The organism is Streptomyces sp. NPDC003038, from assembly GCF_040611115.1.
Taxonomy (GTDB): Bacteria; Actinomycetota; Actinomycetes; order Streptomycetales; family Streptomycetaceae; genus Streptomyces.
The window spans coordinates 1-16653 of the sequence record NZ_JBEXNN010000057.1 but is presented as its reverse complement, the minus strand read 5'-3'; the positions used below and the strand labels follow the sequence as shown (position 1 = coordinate 16653).

Annotated in this window: 13 protein-coding genes; 6 read left to right on the top strand and 7 right to left on the bottom strand. The window is 72.4% G+C overall.

Features of this window, described 5'->3' with window-relative positions; genetic code table 11:
* From ABZX75_RS32835 to ABZX75_RS32825, 3 genes are all read right to left on the bottom strand, one after another.
* On the bottom strand, nt 1–365 hold a 365-nt coding region (locus ABZX75_RS32835; RefSeq protein ID WP_355417418.1), incomplete at its 3' end, for a hypothetical protein.
* A 931-nt stretch (nt 366–1296) separates the two neighbouring features.
* Nucleotides 1297–1464, bottom strand: a complete 168-nt coding sequence (locus ABZX75_RS32830; RefSeq protein WP_355417415.1) for a hypothetical protein — start codon at nt 1462–1464, stop codon at nt 1297–1299.
* 158 nt (nt 1465–1622) lie between these two features.
* A complete protein-coding gene (locus tag ABZX75_RS32825; RefSeq protein WP_355417412.1) occupies nt 1623–2135 on the bottom strand; it encodes a GNAT family N-acetyltransferase in 513 nt (170 codons plus the stop codon).
* A gap of 239 nt (nt 2136–2374) precedes the next feature.
* On the opposite strand from ABZX75_RS32825, the gene ABZX75_RS32820 reads away from it, so the two are divergent.
* From ABZX75_RS32820 to ABZX75_RS32810, 3 genes are all read left to right on the top strand, one after another.
* Complete coding sequence (locus ABZX75_RS32820; RefSeq protein ID WP_355417409.1) at nt 2375–3268, top strand: sigma-70 family RNA polymerase sigma factor; 894 nt, start codon at nt 2375–2377, stop codon at nt 3266–3268.
* Nucleotides 3269–3428: 160 nt separating this feature from the next.
* Entirely contained in the window at nt 3429–5330 is a 1902-nt protein-coding gene (locus ABZX75_RS32815) for an AMP-dependent synthetase/ligase (protein ID WP_355417406.1), read from the top strand.
* A gap of 137 nt (nt 5331–5467) precedes the next feature.
* On the top strand, nt 5468–7036 hold the full coding sequence (locus ABZX75_RS32810) for an alpha/beta hydrolase (protein WP_355417403.1): 1569 nt from the start codon (nt 5468–5470) through the stop codon (nt 7034–7036).
* 128 nt (nt 7037–7164) lie between these two features.
* Here the strand turns inward: ABZX75_RS32810 and ABZX75_RS32805 are convergent, their stop codons facing one another.
* Both ABZX75_RS32805 and ABZX75_RS32800 read right to left on the bottom strand, forming a co-directional pair.
* Nucleotides 7165–8376 (bottom strand): lipase family protein, encoded by a 1212-nt coding sequence (locus ABZX75_RS32805; RefSeq protein WP_355417400.1) that lies wholly within the window; start codon nt 8374–8376, stop codon nt 7165–7167.
* A gap of 304 nt (nt 8377–8680) precedes the next feature.
* Nucleotides 8681–9715, bottom strand: coding sequence for an AraC family transcriptional regulator (locus ABZX75_RS32800; RefSeq protein WP_355417397.1), 1035 nt, complete (start codon nt 9713–9715; stop codon nt 8681–8683).
* Between the two features lie 160 nt (nt 9716–9875).
* On the opposite strand from ABZX75_RS32800, the gene ABZX75_RS32795 reads away from it, so the two are divergent.
* Nucleotides 9876–11615: an AMP-dependent synthetase/ligase gene (locus ABZX75_RS32795; protein WP_355417394.1), complete on the top strand. Its 1740-nt coding sequence runs from the start codon at nt 9876–9878 to the stop codon at nt 11613–11615.
* Nucleotides 11616–12947: 1332 nt separating this feature from the next.
* On the opposite strand, the gene ABZX75_RS32790 is transcribed toward ABZX75_RS32795, so the two are convergent.
* On the bottom strand, nt 12948–13196 hold the full coding sequence (locus ABZX75_RS32790; protein WP_355417391.1) for a DUF397 domain-containing protein: 249 nt from the start codon (nt 13194–13196) through the stop codon (nt 12948–12950).
* A complete protein-coding gene (locus tag ABZX75_RS32785; protein WP_355417388.1) occupies nt 13193–14065 on the bottom strand; it encodes a helix-turn-helix transcriptional regulator in 873 nt (290 codons plus the stop codon). The genes ABZX75_RS32790 and ABZX75_RS32785 overlap by 4 nt, the downstream gene beginning before the upstream one ends.
* Before the next feature lie 139 nt (nt 14066–14204).
* Between ABZX75_RS32785 and ABZX75_RS32780 the strand changes: the two genes are divergently transcribed.
* Both ABZX75_RS32780 and ABZX75_RS32775 read left to right on the top strand, forming a co-directional pair.
* Entirely contained in the window at nt 14205–14624 is a 420-nt protein-coding gene (locus ABZX75_RS32780; protein WP_355417421.1) for an ATP-binding protein, read from the top strand.
* Between the two features lie 278 nt (nt 14625–14902).
* Nucleotides 14903–16594: a hypothetical protein gene (locus ABZX75_RS32775; RefSeq protein ID WP_355417385.1), complete on the top strand. Its 1692-nt coding sequence runs from the start codon at nt 14903–14905 to the stop codon at nt 16592–16594.
* Nucleotides 16595–16653: the final 59 nt, after the last annotated feature.

Genomic DNA, 16653 nt, shown 5'->3' with positions numbered 1-16653 from the left:
TTCGTGCCCGTCTTCCCGGACAGACGCAGGCCCTGCGGGTGCGCCTTGGCAGCGACCGAACCGTCCGGCGCCGCCGCGAGGTTCACATCGACGTCCCGCCACTCGCCCGTGGCAGCGTCCTTGAAACGGATCGGGCCCGCCGCGACCTCGGTGGTCAGCGACCCGTCCGGGTTCACCCACGTCGTCGACGTCTCGGAACGCTCCGAGAGCGCCTCCACGCGGTGCTTGTACAGACGCGCGGCCACCCGCGCCGAGGGCACGTCCGCCGCAGACTGCGCGGTCTCCTTGGCCTGCTTCGCCGTGCCGGCCGCGGGAGCGGGGGCGGCGACAGCGGCCTCGGCTCCGTAGACCGTCGAGACGGTCATCACGACAGCCAGCGCCGTCGCCGTGGCACCCAGCCCAGCCGGTGCCATGAACGACGAACGGACGCGCCCTACGGGCCCGCCCGGTCTTATTCGGTAAGGCAAGATTCCCCCAGGGGATGAGGATTCGACCGCCGTGCACGTCGCAAGCGATCACTGGCTTGAAAGTAGCCGCCCCTACAAGATCAAAAATCGCCACCAAGAGTGTGAAGTGATCGATTCCAGGAAGCGGAATGACATCTCATTTCGGTCACGGAGGCACCTGTTGGGCCGAGGTGCACCCAACTCGCCCAAACTACTGATCGGTACGTTCTCCAGTGCGTCGGCGGGACCGTCCAGGACCGTGCCTTGCCTCCGGGGTAATCGACCCCGTCCGGGCCCGGGATTCCCCTGCGCGCCTTCCCGCGCCTCGTCCCGTGTTCGCACCGGGACCGCCCAATCCGCTGTCGTCCACGTCAAGGTCCGGCACGCCGATCACTACACCGTGGTCGGCAACCACCTCGCCCAGCACCGGGCGTTGTCGCTGGTCGCGATCGGCCTCGCCACCCACATCCAGTCGCTGCCCACCGGCGCACGGGTAGGCATCAAGGTGCTCACCGACCGGTTCCGGGAGGGGGAGGTACGGATCGCCGCCGCCCTGCGGGAGCTTGAGGCGTACGGGTACCTGGAGCGCAGCCGCGTACGGCTGGCGAGCGGGCGGGTGGTCACCCGCACGGTGTCCTACAACCGCCCGGGCCACGTGCCGGTGGCCGCGCCCGTACCTCAGCCGGAGGCGGAGGCCGTGCCCGTGGCCGCGCCGCAGCCCGTCGCCGCGCCCGTACCGGAGCCCAGGCCCGAGTTCGTACCGGTGGCCGCGCCCGCGCCGGAGCCGGAGCGGGTGGCTGACCGGCCCGCCGCGCGGGTCCGGCAGGACGCCGTCGACCTGCTCGCCCGGCTACGCGGCGACGACCCGCGGCTCCTGCTCGCCGTACGGGACGTGAACCGGCTCGCGCCCGCCGTGTCGGCCTGGCTGGAGCGCGGGGCCGAGCCCGAGGCCGTACGGAGCGTCCTGTCCGGGAACCTGCCCGCCGACCTCCGCCACCCGGCGGCTCTGCTCGCCCACCGCCTCGACTCGCTGATGCCGCCGCACCTCCCCGCGGCCCCGTCCGCCGCGCCGGTCAGACGGCCAGACCCGTTCCAGACCTGCGACGGCTGCGACCGCGCCTTCCGCGCCCCCGAACCCGGCCGCTGCCGCGACTGCCCCCCTGCCCACCTTGCCGGTCAGTCGGTGCCCGATCGGCCGGCCGGACCTTCCCGCAGGTCCCGTACGAAGCGCAGGCCCGGGCGGCCGTCCAGCTCCAGTTCCCCGGCGGGCGTGAATCCCGTACGGGCCAGCACCACGCGCGATCCGGCGTTGTCGAGTGTCGTGACGGCCCGCAGCATGGTCAGGCCGTACTCGGCGGCGGCGAGGGCGCAGACCTCGCCCACGGCGGCCGTGGCCAGTCCCCGGCCGGCCGCCCGCTCGGCGATCCGGTAGCCCAGCTCGGCGGAACCGTCCGCCACATCGACCAGGTTGACCCGCCCCAGCACCTCACCGCCGCTGCCGACCAGGACATGGAAGAAGTGCAGCCCCGCCGCCTGCTCGGCGATCAGATCGAGGTGCCGGGCGTCGAAGTGGGTGAAGTAGCGGTCGCCGCGGTCGGGAACCGACGTGGCGAAGTACGCCCGGTTCTCCTGCTCGAACTCAAGGAGAGCGGGGGCATGGTCGAGGCGGAGCCGCAGGAGTTGAGCCACGTTCCGATGCTACGACGCACCACCGCGCCGCCGACGCGGCGCGCGACCCGTCACCTTCCCCCGGTCACAGCGCTAGGTCCGCCAGGGGAGCGTGACCTCCGCACCGTTCGTCCTCGTCGTGCCGACCGATGGCCCAACTGGGCCGCAGGTGCCCGGCGGAGGCGCCCTCCAGGTACGTTCGGCTGAGCTTTTGTAGATCCACTTCGGATCGGCCCGGCGAACGAAGGAATGTGACCACGGTGGACGGACGCGACCGGCTGGCAGAGCGCTTCGAGGAAGACCGGACCCACCTGCGGGCGGTGGCCTACCGGATGCTCGGCTCGCTCAGCGAGGCCGATGACGCCCTCCAGGACGCCTGGCTGCGCGTCAGCCGCGCCGACACCGGCGACGTCGAGAACCTGACCGGGTGGCTGACCACCGTGGTGTCACGGGTGTGCCTGAACATGCTGCGCACGCGCACGTCGCGGCGCGAGGACTCCCTCGACGTGCGGATACCCGTCCTCCCGGCCGCCGCCCCGGGCGAGGTGGAAGGGGTCGATCCCGAGCAGGAAGCCCTGATGGCCGACTCGGTCGGGCTGGCGCTGCTGGTGGTGCTCGACACGCTGGCGCCGGCCGAGCGGCTCGCCTTCGTCCTGCACGACATGTTCGCCGTGCCCTTCGAGGAGATCGCCCCGATGATCGAGCGCACCCCGGCCGCGGCCCGCCAGCTCGCGAGCCGCGCCCGCCGCCGGGTGCGGGGGCAGGCCCCGGCGCCGGACGCCGATCGCGCCCGCCGACGCCGCGTCGTGGAGGCCTTCCTGGCGGCCACCCGCGGCGGGGACTTCGAGGCGCTGCTCACCCTCCTGCATCCCGGCGTGGTGCTCCAGGCCGACGCGACGGCCGTATCCTCCCCCGTGCCCGTCCTGGTGCGCGGCGCCGAGAGCGTGGCCAGGGGAGCGATGGCCGCCGTGGCGCGCGCCCGTTTCACCGGGGTGGCGCTGGTCGACGGAGAGGTCGGGCTCGCGATGGCACCCTTCGGGCGGCTGTCCCTGGTGCTGACCTTCGCGATCAGCGACGGCGCGATCACCGACATCGCGGTGATCGCGGACCGGGACCGTCTGCGCGGGATGGACATCGCCGTTCTCGCCGACTGAGCCCGCCGCGCCCGGTGCTGCCGGGGTGGGCGGAGGTTGAAGGGGGAGGCGTAGAGGAGGCGTAAAGGGCGGGTGCAGGGGCGGTCAGGGGGTGTTCAGCGGCCGTTACCGGTGCGTAGATTACCGGCGGTAACTCCCGTCGGACCGAGGAGAGCGCGCCGTGAACGCCAAGCCGAATTCCGTGGAGCCAGTCCAGCCCGCCCAGCCCGTCGAGCTCGTCGAGCCCGTCAAGACCGTCGTCGACGGGGTCGTGCGCGAGGTACGGGTCCCCGCGCTGGTCGGGGCGCCGGTGAGGGGCTCGCTCGGGGACATCCCGTTCGAGAACGCCCGGCAGGCCCCCGGCGAATCGGTGCTCGCGCGCAAGGAGCGGGACGGGAGCTGGCGGGACGTCACGGCCGCCGAGTTCGCGGCCGAGGTGCTCGCCGTCGCCAAAGGGCTGATCGCGGAGGGGCTGCGGGAGGGCGACCGGCTCGCCATCATGGCCCGTACGACCTACGAATGGACCCTGCTGGACTTCGCTGGATGGGCCGCCGGGCTGGTCACCGTGCCGATCTACCCCACCTCCTCCGCCCTCCAGGCCCGCTGGATCATCCAGGACTCGGGCGCCGTGGCCTGCGCCGTCGAGGACACCGCGCAGGCGCGCGTCATCAGCGCCGAACGCGTCAACCTCCCCTGGCTGGCGCACCTGTGGGAATTCGACACGGGCGCGCTGGCCCGCCTGGTCAAGGCCGGTGAGCACCTGCCCGACGGGCTGGTGCACGAGCGCCTGGCCACCCGTACGCCGGAGTCCGTGGCGACCCTCGTCTACACCTCCGGCACCACCGGGCAGCCCAAGGGGTGCGTGATCACCCACGCCAACTTCTTCGCCGAGGTCGACAACGCGGTGGAACTGCTCCACCCCGTCTTCAAGTCCGTCAGCAAGGACCCGGCCTCCACCCTCCTCTTCCTGCCGCTCAGCCACATATTCGGCCGGATGGTGGCCGTCGGCTGCCTGCGCGCCCGGGTCAAGCTCGGGCACGCGCCCAGCATCCGTACGGAGGACCTCCTCGCCGACCTCGCCGGCTTCCGGCCGACCTTCCTGCTGGCCATCCCGTACGTCCTGGAGAAGGTCTACAACACCGCCCGCGCGACCGCCGAGAAGATGGGCCGGGCCTCCTCCTTCGACCGCGCCGCCCGCATCGCGCGCGGCTACGGCGAGGTGGTCGAGGGCAAGCGCCCCGGGCTCGGCCTCCGCCTGGCGCGGGCGCTGTACGACCCGCTCGTCTACCGGCGGATCCGGGCCGCGCTCGGCGGGCGCGTCCGGTACGTCCTGAGCGGCGGGTCACCACTGGGGCGGCGCCTCGCGGCCTTCTACACGGGCGCCGGGATCGAGGTCTTCGAGGGCTACGGGCTGACGGAGACCACGGGCGCCAGCACCGTGACCCCGCCGCTGCGGCCCCGGCTCGGCACGGTGGGGTGGCCGCTGCCCGGTACGGCCGTACGGATCGCGGACGACGGCGAGGTGCTGCTGTGGGGGCGGCACGTCTTCGCCGGGTACTGGAACACGGCGCAGCCCGCCCCCCAGGCGAACTGGCTGGCCACCGGCGACTTAGGACAGCTCGACGCCGACGGCTACCTCACCATCACCGGCCGCAAGAAGGACCTGATCATCACCTCAGGCGGCAAGAACGTGGCCCCCGCCCCGCTGGAGGACTGGCTGCGGGCCCACCCTCTGGTCGGGCAGTGCATGGTGGTCGGCGACAACCGGCCGTACATCACCGCGCTGATCACGCTGGAGCCGGACGGGCTGCTGCACTGGCGCCAGATGCGCAAGAAGCAGGGCGTTCCGCTCCGCGAGCTCGTGCGCGATGAGGAACTGCGGGCGGACATCCAGCGGGCGGTGGACGAGGCGAACCGGCTCGTCTCGCGGGCCGAGTCGATCCGCCGCTTCGCGCTCCTGCCCGGCGACTTCACGGAGGAGCGCGGCCACCTGACCCCGTCCCTGAAGCTCAAGCGCGGCGCCATCGCCCGCGACTACGAGAGGGAGATCGAGGAGCTGTACCGGACGCCGCGCGACGGATGAGTCCCATGGGCCGCGGCTCATGGCCCGGTGGCGGGCGGGCGGACGGGCCGGCGGGCCGGCGGGCGTGGGCGGGCGGGGACGCGGGAGCGCGCTTATCGTGGGCTGGCCGGTCCGGGGGATCACCCGAGGAGGGTGCAGTGCACCATTCCCGCTCCCATTCCCGCTCCCATTCCCGTTCCCGTTCCCGTACACGCTCCCGTACCGTCGCGACGGCCTGTGCCGCGCTGGTGCTGGCGTCCCTCAGCGCCGCCCCGGCCCCCACCCCCGCTGGGGGCGATCCGCTGGAGCGGTTCCACGGTCAGCGCATCCGGTGGGGTGAGTGCCCCGACCAGCCGGTGCCCGCCGGGATGCGGTGCGGGACCGTCAAGGTTCCGCTCGACTACGCCGCCCCCGCCAAGGGCACGGTCACCGTGGCCCTCGCCCGCATCCCCGCCGCAGACGCCAAGAAGCGCCTCGGCTCGCTGCTGCTGAACTACGGCGGTCCCGGCGCTCCGGGCATGGCGGGCCTCGCCGCCGACCCCAAGGTCTTTGCGGACCTCGGCGAGCGGTACGACCTCGTCGCCTTCGACCCCCGCGGGGTCGGCCACAGCGAGCCTGTCTCCTGCGGCGGTTCGCAGCAGGTCGGCGACGAGGTGGGCGGCGACGCCGCGGCGCAGCTGGCCGCCGTGCGCGCGGTGGTCAGGCGCTGCGAGCTGGCCTCCGGCCCGGTCCTGCCGTACATCGGCACCGTCAACGTCTCCCGCGACATGGACGTGATGCGCCGGGTCCTCGGCGACGAGAAGCTGAACTACCTCGGCTTCTCCTACGGGACCCGCCTCGGCGCCGTGTACGCCGCCCAGTTCCCCGGGAAGACCGGCCGCATGGTCCTCGACGGCGTCGACACCCTCACCGAGCCGCTGGCGGAGCAGGCGCTCGTATCGGCGCGCGGGCAGCAGCGCGCCCTCGACCACTTCCTGGTCTGGTGCGCCCACCAGCCGGGCTGCGTCTACGGCACCAACACCCGCACCGCCAGGGACAAGGTCGACGCCCTCGTGACGCGGCTCGACGAGGAGCCGCTGGTCGGCAAGGACGGCTCCTACCTCACCGGGCAGGACGTGGTCGAATCCCTCGGCGCCGCCCTGTACTCCCGGCGCACGTGGCCCGCGCTCGCCGCGGCGCTGGGGAAGGCCGAACGCGATGGCGACCCGGCCGGGCTGCTGCGACTCGGCGGTCCCCAGGGCCCGCCGCAGGAGGAGGACAAAGGGCCCGGTACGGTGCCCACCGACAACGTTGAAGCCGCCCTCGCCGCCGTCACCTGCGCCGACGACCCCGACCGGTCCAAGGACAAGGTGAGCCCGGCGGCGATCGAAGCGGAACTGATGGAGATGCGGGAGGAGTTCCTCAAGGCGTCGAAGATCTTCGGGCCGCGTCAGCTCATGACGGTCCTGTCCTGCTACGGCCGCCCCGCCGGTACCGACTTCATCCGGAAGATCGACCGCCCGGGCGCCCCGCGCATGCTGCTGGTCGGTACCCGCGGCGATCCGGCGACCCCGTACGAGTGGACGGAGGAGACGGCGGCGCGCCTCGGCTCGGCGGTGATCCTGGACTACAAGGGCGACGGGCACACCGGCTACTCGGCCTCGCGCTGCGTACGGGAGTACGTGACCGACTTCCTGATCGACGGGCGGCTGCCGGGCGGGACGCGGTCCTGCCCCGCCGACGAGTGACCGGCGGGGCGAGGCAGGGGGCTACCGGCGGGGCAGCGGACAAGCGACGGGGCAGCGGGCTACCGGCGGGGCAGCGGGCTACCAGCGGCGCACCGCGCGCCCAGCAGTCCGCCGCGCCGCCGCCGCGTTCAGCAGTTGGCGTGCGCCGGCCGCCCTGCGAAGCGGTCCGCCAGCCAGTTCCCGACCGCCACCGACTGGGTGATCACGCCACTGACGTGCTCACCGACCCAGATGGTGTCGAATTCGACGTTGGCGCCCTTCGCGCACCACTCGGAGCGCAGCTGGCGGCCCACCCCGTACGGGATCAGCTCGTCCGCGAGCGCGTGGTACTGGTACACCGGCGCCGCCGGTGCCGTCCGCCCGAGCCTGCTCTGGTTCAGCCGTGCCTGCCAGTCGGGCTGGGCGAGCGGGTCCTTAGTCGTCAGGTCGGAGATCCGCTTGAAGGAACCGGCGATGGCGTCGATCGCCACGCAGTTCTCCTTCATTCCCGCGATCAGCAGCTTGCCGGCCGGGTTGAGGTAGGAGTTCAGGTCCAACTCGGGGAAGGCCGCGTCCTGTCCGGCCGCCGCCATGAAGATGAGGCCCGAGCCGTAGGAGCCGTTGTTGAAGTCGGCCACCTTGACGAGGTCGCCGGGGACACCACCGGTCGCCGTGCCCTTCACCGCCAGTTCCGGAGCGTACGAGCCGTGCAGCTCGGCGGCCCAGCTGCTGGCCTGGCCGCCCTGGGAGTAGCCCATGATGCCGACCGGGCCGGTCGCCGACAGCCCCGCCTCGGGCAGGCGCTGGGCGGCGCGCGCCGCGTCGAGGACGGCGTGGCCGGCGGAGGGGCCGACGGTGTAGGTGTGGACGCCCGGGGTGCCCAGGCCCTCGTAGTCGGTGACGACGACGGCCCAGCCGCGCAGGGTGAGCTGCTGGATGAGGTTGGCCTCCATGGCCGTCCCGTACGGGAGGTTGTTGCTCGGCGCGCAGGAGTCGCCCATGCCGACCGTGCCGACGGCGTACGTGATGAGGGGGCGCGGGCCGGTGCGGCCGTCCTGCGGGACGATGACGGTGCCGGAGACGATGTTCGGGGCGCCGTCGGCGGTGGTGGAGCGGTAGTGGATCTTCCAGGCCTTGGTGTTGGTCGGCTGGCCGGGCAGCGGGTGGAAGGCGGAGGGTGCGCTGCTGACGACCTCGCCGGGGCGGGCGGCCTGAGTCGGGGTACCGGAGTCGACGGCGTCGACAGTGGTGGCAGCGGAGGCGGGGATCCCGGCCGAGACGGCCAAGGCGGCCAGGGCAGCCAGGGCGGTGAGGGCGGTGAGGGCGGTGCTGCGGACGCGCGGGGGGTTTCGGAAGTGCATGGCGGCTCTCCCAACAGCTCGTGCGGGGCTAGGTGAGGTGAAGGTAGTGACCGACCGGTAGGAAGGTCGCTGACCGTGCAGCTCACCTTTACTGGCCCCGGGTCGCACCCTTGCCGGGCGGCGCGCCGGTGCGGTACGAACGCGCGACGCGCAGGCGGGGCGATCGGCTGCCAAGGACACCGCGCGGCCAGGGATGTGACGCCCGTTCAACCACCGTGACCAGACGGGCGGATCCCCCTGGCCACGCTCGGCCTCGCCGCCCTGGGCCTGCCCGGTGTGCTCCTCTCCGCGCCGGCGGCCCTCTTCACCCCCCGGTCCCGCCGTTGACCGGGCCGGGTCGCAGATGGCGGTAGGCACCCGGCGTCGTCCCCGTCCAGCGTCGGAACGCTCGGTGGAAAGCGGTGTCCTCCGAGAAGCCGAGCCGGGCGGCGAGTTCCGCGATCGGCTCCCCGCTCTCCGCCAGGCCCGCGATCGCCGCGTCCCGCCGCACATGGTCCTTGAGCTGCTGGAAGGAGGTCCCCTCCTGCTGGAGCCGGCGCCGCAGCGTCGCCGGGGACACGGCCAGCCGCGCCGCCACCTCCCCGAGCGCCGGCAGCCGCGGTGAGCCGCGCAGCTGCTGCGTCAGGGCCCGGCGTACCTGCTCCGCGACCGTCGTCCCGTACTCCGGCCGGGACAGCAGGTCGAAGGGGGCGCGGCGCAGCATCGCGTCGAGCGCGGGCTCGTCCCGTACGAGCGGCGCGGTCAGCCAGTGCGCGTCGAAGGCGGCGCCCGTACGGTCCTCCCCGAAGCGGACCGGGCAGTCGAAGAGGGCCTCGTACTCGTCCTTGTGCGGCGGCGGCGGATAGGAGAAGGCGGCGTACGCGAGCGGGATGCGCCTCCCGATCAGCCAGCTGCTCAGCCGGTGCCAGATCGCGAGCACGCACTCGGTGAGGAAACGCTCCTCGTCACGGGCGAAATCGTTGCGGACGGTGAACCGCGCCTCGGCGCCCGACACTTCGAGCGCGAGCTCGGGCCCGCCGGGGAACAGCCCGTAGAAGGCGGCCGCGCGCTCCGTGGCCGCGCCCAGGTCCCGGCAGCCGAGCGAGGCGTAACACATCATGGCGAAGGTGCCGGGGCGGCTCGGGACGGTGCTCAGGCCGAGGAACTCGTCCTGCGTGGTCCGGTACAGCGCCCGGAACAGGCGGGCGAACTGCGCGGGCGTGATCCGCGCCCGGTCGTCGCCCAGCAGCAGCGGCGGGATCTGCGCCTGCTGGAGCAGCGGCACGGTGTCGATACCGCTGCCGCGGGCCCCCGCGAGCACGGCGCGTACGTGGTGCACGGTGATCGTCCGCCTCCCCATGGCTCCGACGGTAGCCCCAATGAGCGCTGCGGTCAGCGGGGGTGACGCTTCCGGTCATGCCGCAGGAGGTGGGCGGTGCCTAGCGTCGGGGGTCACCAGGCCGGCGCCGGTCCGGTACCAGCCCGTCACCCACCCCGTCACCCATCCCGGAGGGCATGCGATGAACGGTCGGCCGAGCACGCTGGCGGAGTTCACCCAGTGGACCGAAGAGAGGTACGGGCGGGAGACGGCGCTCAGGTTCCGCGCCGCCGACGGAGGCTGGCAGACCCGTACGTACGGAGAACTGGGCGCGGACGTACGGGCCGTCGGGCGCGCCCTGCTCGGTCTGGGCGTCGCGGCGGGCGAGCGGGTGGCGGTACTGGCCGAGACCCGCCCGGCGTGGACGTACACCCACTTCGGGGTCCTGGCGGCGGGCGCGGTCCTCGTACCGGTCTACCCGACGGCGGGGGAGGAGGAACTCGCCTGGGTCCTGTCGGACTCGGAGGCGGTCGTCGTGGTCTGCGACGACGCGGCGCAGGCGGGGCGGGTGGAGGCCCTGCGGGGCAAACTGCCGGCGCTGCGCGCGGTGGTGGGCATGGACGCCCTCTGCGGCCTCGACCCCGGTCTCGACCTCGCGCCGGAGTCCGAACTCCTCGCCCGGGCGGCGGCCGTCACCCCGGAGGCGGACGCGTCGATCGTCTACACCTCGGGCACGACCGGTCTGCCGAAGGGCTGCCGCCTCACCCACGGCAACCTGGGCGCGATCCAGGACGCCACCCTCCCGCTGATCCGGGGCGGACCGGGGGACTCGACGTACCTCTACCTGCCGCTGGCACACCTGCTGGCCCAGCTGATCGAGTTCACGACGCTGCTGGAGGGCGGGGAGCTGTGCTACTTCGGCGGCAGGATCGAGGACGTGGTCTCGGAACTGGCCGCCGCCCGGCCGACCCACCTGCCGTCCGTGCCAAGCCTGTTCGAGAAGCTCCACGCGGTGGTGCTCGCGCTCGCCGAGTCCCAGGAGGGTGGCCGCGAGCGCTTCGAGGAGGCCGTACGGCTGGGCGTGCTGGCAGCGGAGGGACGCCTGCCGGAGTCCCTGCGGCCGCAGCACGAGGCGGCCGAGCAGACCCTGTACTCCCTGGTCCGCAGCGCCTTCGGAGGGCGGCTGAAGTGGGCGCTCACCGGGGGCGCCCCGATCGCCCCGGCGACCCTGGACTTCCTGCGGGCCTGCGGGATCGCGGTGTACGAGGGGTACGGAATGACGGAGTCCGGCGGCGTGATCAGCCTCAACCACCCGGGAGCCGTCCGGTACGGGACGGTGGGCCGGCCCATCGACGGCTGCGAGGTCCGGATCGCGGAGGACGGCGAGATCCTGGCCCGGGGGCCGATGGTCTTCCCGGGCTACCACGCGAACGCCGCTGCCACCCGGGAGACCCTGGATCCGGAGGGCTGGCTCCACACAGGCGACCTCGGGAGACTGGACGGCGACGGCTACCTCCACATCACCGGCCGCAAGAAGGAACTGATCATCACCTCGGCGGGGAAGAACATCACCCCGACGGAGCTCGAATTCGCCGTCCAGGGCTCGCGCTACGTCTCCCGCGCGGTCATGATCGGCGACCACCGCCCGCACCCGGTCGCCCTCATCACCCTCGACGAGGAGGAGATCGCGGCCTGGGCCACCCGCGAGTCCCTCGACCTGGGCCCCTCCCCGTCCACCCACCCGGCGGTCCACGCCCTGGTCGAGGCGGCGGTGACGGAGGCCAACGCCACGGTCGCCCGCCCGGCCCGCATCCGGGCCTTCCACATCCTCCCGGAGGACTTCACGATCGCCGCGGGCACCCTGACCCCGACCCTGAAACTCCGCCGCAGGGCGGTGGCGGAGCGGTACGCGGCGGAGATCGACGCGCTGTACGGGGGGTGAGGGGGGCGGGGCAGGGCGGGGGCTTCGGGGGGCGGGACCCGGCCACCGGTGGGACGGAGCTGGGGCGGGGGCTTCGGGGGGCGGGGTCCGTGTCGGGCGGGATCAGGGATGTCTTGGGGGTTTCCCGTCAGTCCCATCGTCTCTCCGTGTCGTGCCGGCCCGTCAAGGGCGCTCCTCCTCGTTCCTCGTCGTCGCGTCGCTGCGCGACGGCCTACGGCCGCCCTTGACCGACCGTCCCGCCCCGGACATACGAGGACTGTCGGGAAGCCCCCAAAAGAACGGTCACGGGGGAGCCTTGCCAACCGGGGAGCATCAGAGAGGGACGGGCCGGTTCCCTGGCACGATCCCGAGACGGGCCCATGTGCATCAGAACCCGGGTCGGGCCTCCCCTATCCGGCAGGCCTCGCCCAGACCGAGACGGCCGGAGGTCAGGGCGGGTAGGCGCGTCAGATCGCTACACGCTTCTCATGTCTCAGCGACCGCCAGCCGTCTTGGGCTGGACATAAGCCGCCCACAGTCGCTGCGCCCTGCCCTTGGACGGCGACCGAGGGCCGTGTTGGGCTGGACATAAGCCGCCCACGAGTGATGGGCGCTTCTCCAGCAGGCGCCCGCAGGTGGTTCGTTGCCATTCAAGCGCGCAGAAGAGCCTTGCTGGGACTGGGAGGGGTGCTACGTCGGCTGTGCCGACGTGTAGCTCCGTTACGGCCCCATCGGCTGGGAGAAGTGCCGGTCGAACCGTGTAATTGGGGCAAATGCTCGGCTTTTCGGTCGGGCCGGCGCCCTGACGGCAGTCCACGTCGACATACCCGCTGTCTGCCGCATTGAGGAACGAGTAGAGGCCATGGAAGCTTATGTCCGGTCCCACTCAACCGTCGGACGCCGTCCATGGGCAGGCCGCAGTGATCGTGGGCGGCTTATGCCCAGCCCCAGACGGCCGTCGGTCGCTGAGCCGTGAGAACCGTGTAGCGATCTGACGCGCCGGCCGTCGGGTCTGCCGCCGCCTCGGTCTGGCCGAGGCCTGCCGGATAGGGGGAGGCCCGACCCGGGTTCTGATGCAGGTGGGCCCGTCTCGGGATCGCCCCCTGGGGAACCGCGCCCGCTGATCCCTGATGACCCCGTATCCCTGTCCATCCCCCGTGACCGTTCTTTTGGGGGCTTCCTGACAGTCCTCGTATGTCCGGGGCGGGACGGTCGGTCAAGGGCGGCCGCAGGCCGTCGCGCAGCGACGCGACGACGAGGAACGAGGAGGAGCGCCCTTGAGGGACCGGCACGACACGGAGAGACGATGGGACTGACGGGAAACCCCCATACGCGACTCTGATGCCCTCCAGGTCAGGAGCCCGCCGTGATCCCGCCCAGGAAAGCGCTCCAGCTGGCGGGGGCAACCGCCAGCTCGGGGCCGGCCGTCACCTTGGAGTCCCGGATGTGAACGGCGGCGGCGCAGGGGGCCACCTCGACGCACTGGCCGCCTTCGCCGCCGCTGTAGCTCGACTTCCGCCAGTCGAGCGCGACTTCGACGCAGTTGCCACCCTCGCCGTCGCTGTAGCTGCTCTTGAACCAGTCCAGGTCAATGGTGTTCATCGTGCTTCTCCCAGCATCTTCTCGATCAAGGCGAGGGACTCGTGGGGCGCGAGCGCCTGTGCCCGGATGATCCCACAGCGCTCGGCCATGATGCGTACCTGATCGGGGTCGGTGATGAGGTGGGGGCGGCCGTACGCCTCGTGGTAGGCGATCTGCTGACGTCCCTTGGGATGGAGAAGGGTGAACGAGCCGCCCATGGCGGCGTGCGCACCGCGCTTGTACGGCATTACCTGGAGCTCCACCGTGCGCAACCGGCCGACGTCCAGGAAGCGTTGGAGCTGTTCGCGGTGTATGTCCGGGCCGCCCACCTCGCGTTCCAACAGGCTGTGATCCAGGACGAAGCTGAAGGTGGGAGAGGGCCAGCGCTCGAAGATCTGCTGACGGGACAGCCGGTCCTGCACCCGCTTCTCGATCGTCGCCTCGTCCAGCAGGGGGCGGCGCTGCGTGAAGACTTCGCGCGCGTGGCGCTCCGTCTGCAACAGGCCCGGCACGCCCTGGTGTCCGTACTCGTGCACGGCTTGGGTGACGGCCTCCGCCTCCGCGTAACTCCGGAACCAGTCCGGATGCCGCGTCCGTGCCTTCTTCAGCGCCTCCTTCACCTCCGGGATCGCCGCCTTCAGCACGCCGCGCGCGCCCAGTACGTCGTCCGCCCGTTCCAGGAGGTCCGGCTGCGGGGTGCGGACGCCGCGCTCGATCGCGCCGATCAGGTCCTCGCCGACGTGGAGGAGGGCCGCGAGTCTCTTCTGGTGCAGACCCGCCGCCTCACGGAGGATCTTGATCTGTTTGCCCAGGGCGCGGAACAGGTGTGCCGTTCCGTCCGCCTCCACCGGGCGTTCTGGTCGTTCTTCGCGATCTGACAGGTCGTTCATCGGCTGAACCGCCCTTGTCCGTACGGGCCGTACATGAGCAGGCCCACATCCCTACGCGCGATCCTCGTAGCGCCGCCGCCACTGGAAAGCGTACGGCGCTGTCGCCACGCTCGGTGAGGTGACAACCGAAATCAGTGACATGGCGCAGGCCTTCCGGCAGCGGTTCAGCTCGACGCGCGGCGGGGCCCGGCTCGCCCGGCTGCTCGCGCAGTCGCAGCTGGCGTTCTGGGGGGTGCCGTACGGCTGCGGGCTCTCCGACGACGTCGGGCTCGTGGTCGCGGAGCTGGCGGCCAACGCCGTGCTGCACGGGCGGGTGGCCGGGCGGGACTTCGAGCTGCGGCTGGACTACGACGGACGGGAGAACGTGCGGGTGTTGGTGAGCGATACCCGGGGAGACAAGGGGCCACCGGCGGAGCCGGGGCCGGTCGATCCGTGGTCGGCGGAGGGCGGGCGGGGGCTGCTGGTGGTGGCGGCCGTGGCCCGGGAGTGGGGGGTGGCGGCCCGGGAGCCGGGCAAGACGGTCTGGGCGGAGGTCGGCCGGGCACACGGTGAGACCTGACCCATCGCACAGTCATGAGCGGCGGGTGCGGGGGGAGATGGTCGGTACAAAGGCCCGCGTAGGGAGTGGACCGGTGGAAAACGCCGGGCAGTGGGCTGATTCGGGCGAGGGCCCGGGGGCCCGGTGCGGCCTGTCGTGAGGGTCTGGTGAAGCCGAGAGGAATGGTGTGTCACATCTCCCGGGGCGACGGCGAGTCGTTTCCGAATACCTGATAGACAGAATATTCGCGGCCGGTCCGGCCGTATACCTTGACGGCTCCTTGGGGGGATCGCCGCACTGTGAAGCCGCTTCACCGTCACCTCGTCAACACCTCGCGCAAGGTCCTGTGCACGGCCGCGCTCGCGGCCAGCCTGACCACTGCCGCGGTCGTGACCAATCCGTCGACCGCCGACGCGGGTGAGTCCGAGCCGACCCCGGACAGCCCCCAGGCCACCGACCGCGGTGACGCCCGGCTGGACGTGCCCGGGACCGTCGCCGACCCGGTGGTGCCTCCGGCGGCCGGTGCGCCCGAGGGGGAGGGAGCCACCGGGATACCCGCCACCGCCCTCGACGCCTACCACCGCGCCGAGTTGTCGGTGGCCGCCGCGCTCCCCGGCTGCAAGCTGCCCTGGCAGCTGCTCGCGGGCATAGGCAGGGTCGAGTCCGTGCACGCCTCCGGCTACGGGCTCAAGGCCGACGGCTACACCGAGAAGCCGATCCGCGGCCCCCGCCTCGACGGCAACGGCTTCGCCGAGATCCGCGACACCGACAAGGGCGAGTGGGACGCGGACACCGAGTACGACCGGGCGATCGGCCCGATGCAGTTCATCCCCTCCACCTGGGCCACCTGGGGCGCCGACGGCAACGGCGACGCCAAGCGCGACCCGAACAACATCTACGACGCGGCGCTGGGTGCGGGTCTCTACCTGTGCGCGGGCGACCGCGACCTCTCGGACTCGGGCAAGCTCGACTCCGCGATCCTGAGCTACAACAACTCGCGCGAGTACGTGAACACCGTGCTCGGCTACATGCGGCAGTACCAGAACGGCGGCGCCGCCGAGGTGCCGAACCCGCCCGCCGGCGAGTACCCGACCCCGTCGCCGGGCACCCTGCCCACGCCGCGGCCGGCCGCGACGGTCCCGCCGAAGCAGACGAAGCCGACGACCCCTCCCACCACCCCGCCCGCCACACCCCCGACGAAGCCCCCGGCCGAGCCGGAGAAGCCGACCCCGCCGGCCGCGCCGCGCCTGGCCAAGCTGGAGATGCTCGGCGGTTCCGCCCTCACGGCCGAGGCCGGGGCTGCCTTCGCGGAGGTTCCGCGGGTCAAGGTGGTGCTCAGCGACGGCAAGCCCGCGGCCGGCCAGGAAGTGATCTTCGCGATCGAGGACGACACGACCGGCGGCACCGCCTTCGGGCCGTCCTCGGCGAAGTCCCTCGTGGCCAAGACGGGCGCCGACGGCATCGCGTCCGCGCCCGGCCTCAAGGCGGGCGCCGCGGCCGGCACCTTCTCGGTGCGGGCCGCGGCCTACGACCACGTGACCTCCCTCATGGTGAAGTTCGCCGGCAAGGTCACGCCGAAGCCGGTCCCGCTCGCGGACCTGCTGGACCGCACGGGTGGTACGGCGCCGCTGGAGGCCGTCGCCGGTACGAGCATCAAGGGCATCGAGGTCCTCGCCACGGCCGAGGGCAAGCCGGTCGCGGGTACGCGGACCACTGCGGCCCTGGTGGAGAAGGACGTGTCCGGGAAGTGGGTCCCGGTGGACCCGGCGACCGCGAAGGGCCCGTACTTCAAGGACGAGGACGGCAAGAAGCTCACCTCGCAGCAGCTGGCCGCGACGGGCGCCGATGGCAAGATCGCCGTACCGGAGCTCTTCACCACGGACGCGGCGCCGGGCACGTACCACCTGCGCCTGATCACCCCGCAGAACGTGGTCCTGATCCTCGAACTCAAGATCACCGCCCCTCCGTCCACCCCGACCCCGACCCCCTAGCCCCGCGGGCCCGCCCGCGAACGCGGCCGGCCCCGGCACCGTGTCAACGGTGCCGGGGC

Excerpts from the sequence above, each read along its gene's own strand:
- ABZX75_RS32805 (WP_355417400.1), bottom strand. The coding sequence starts at position 8,376 with ATGCACTTCCGAAACCCCCCGCGCGTCCGCAGCACCGCCCTCACCGCC.
- ABZX75_RS32800 (WP_355417397.1), bottom strand. The coding sequence starts at position 9,715 with ATGGGGAGGCGGACGATCACCGTGCACCACGTACGCGCCGTGCTCGCG.
- ABZX75_RS32795 (WP_355417394.1), top strand. The coding sequence starts at position 9,876 with ATGAACGGTCGGCCGAGCACGCTGGCGGAGTTCACCCAGTGGACCGAA.
- ABZX75_RS32790 (WP_355417391.1), bottom strand. The coding sequence starts at position 13,196 with ATGAACACCATTGACCTGGACTGGTTCAAGAGCAGCTACAGCGACGGC.
- ABZX75_RS32785 (WP_355417388.1), bottom strand. The coding sequence starts at position 14,065 with ATGAACGACCTGTCAGATCGCGAAGAACGACCAGAACGCCCGGTGGAG.
- ABZX75_RS32780 (WP_355417421.1), top strand. The coding sequence starts at position 14,205 with ATGGCGCAGGCCTTCCGGCAGCGGTTCAGCTCGACGCGCGGCGGGGCC.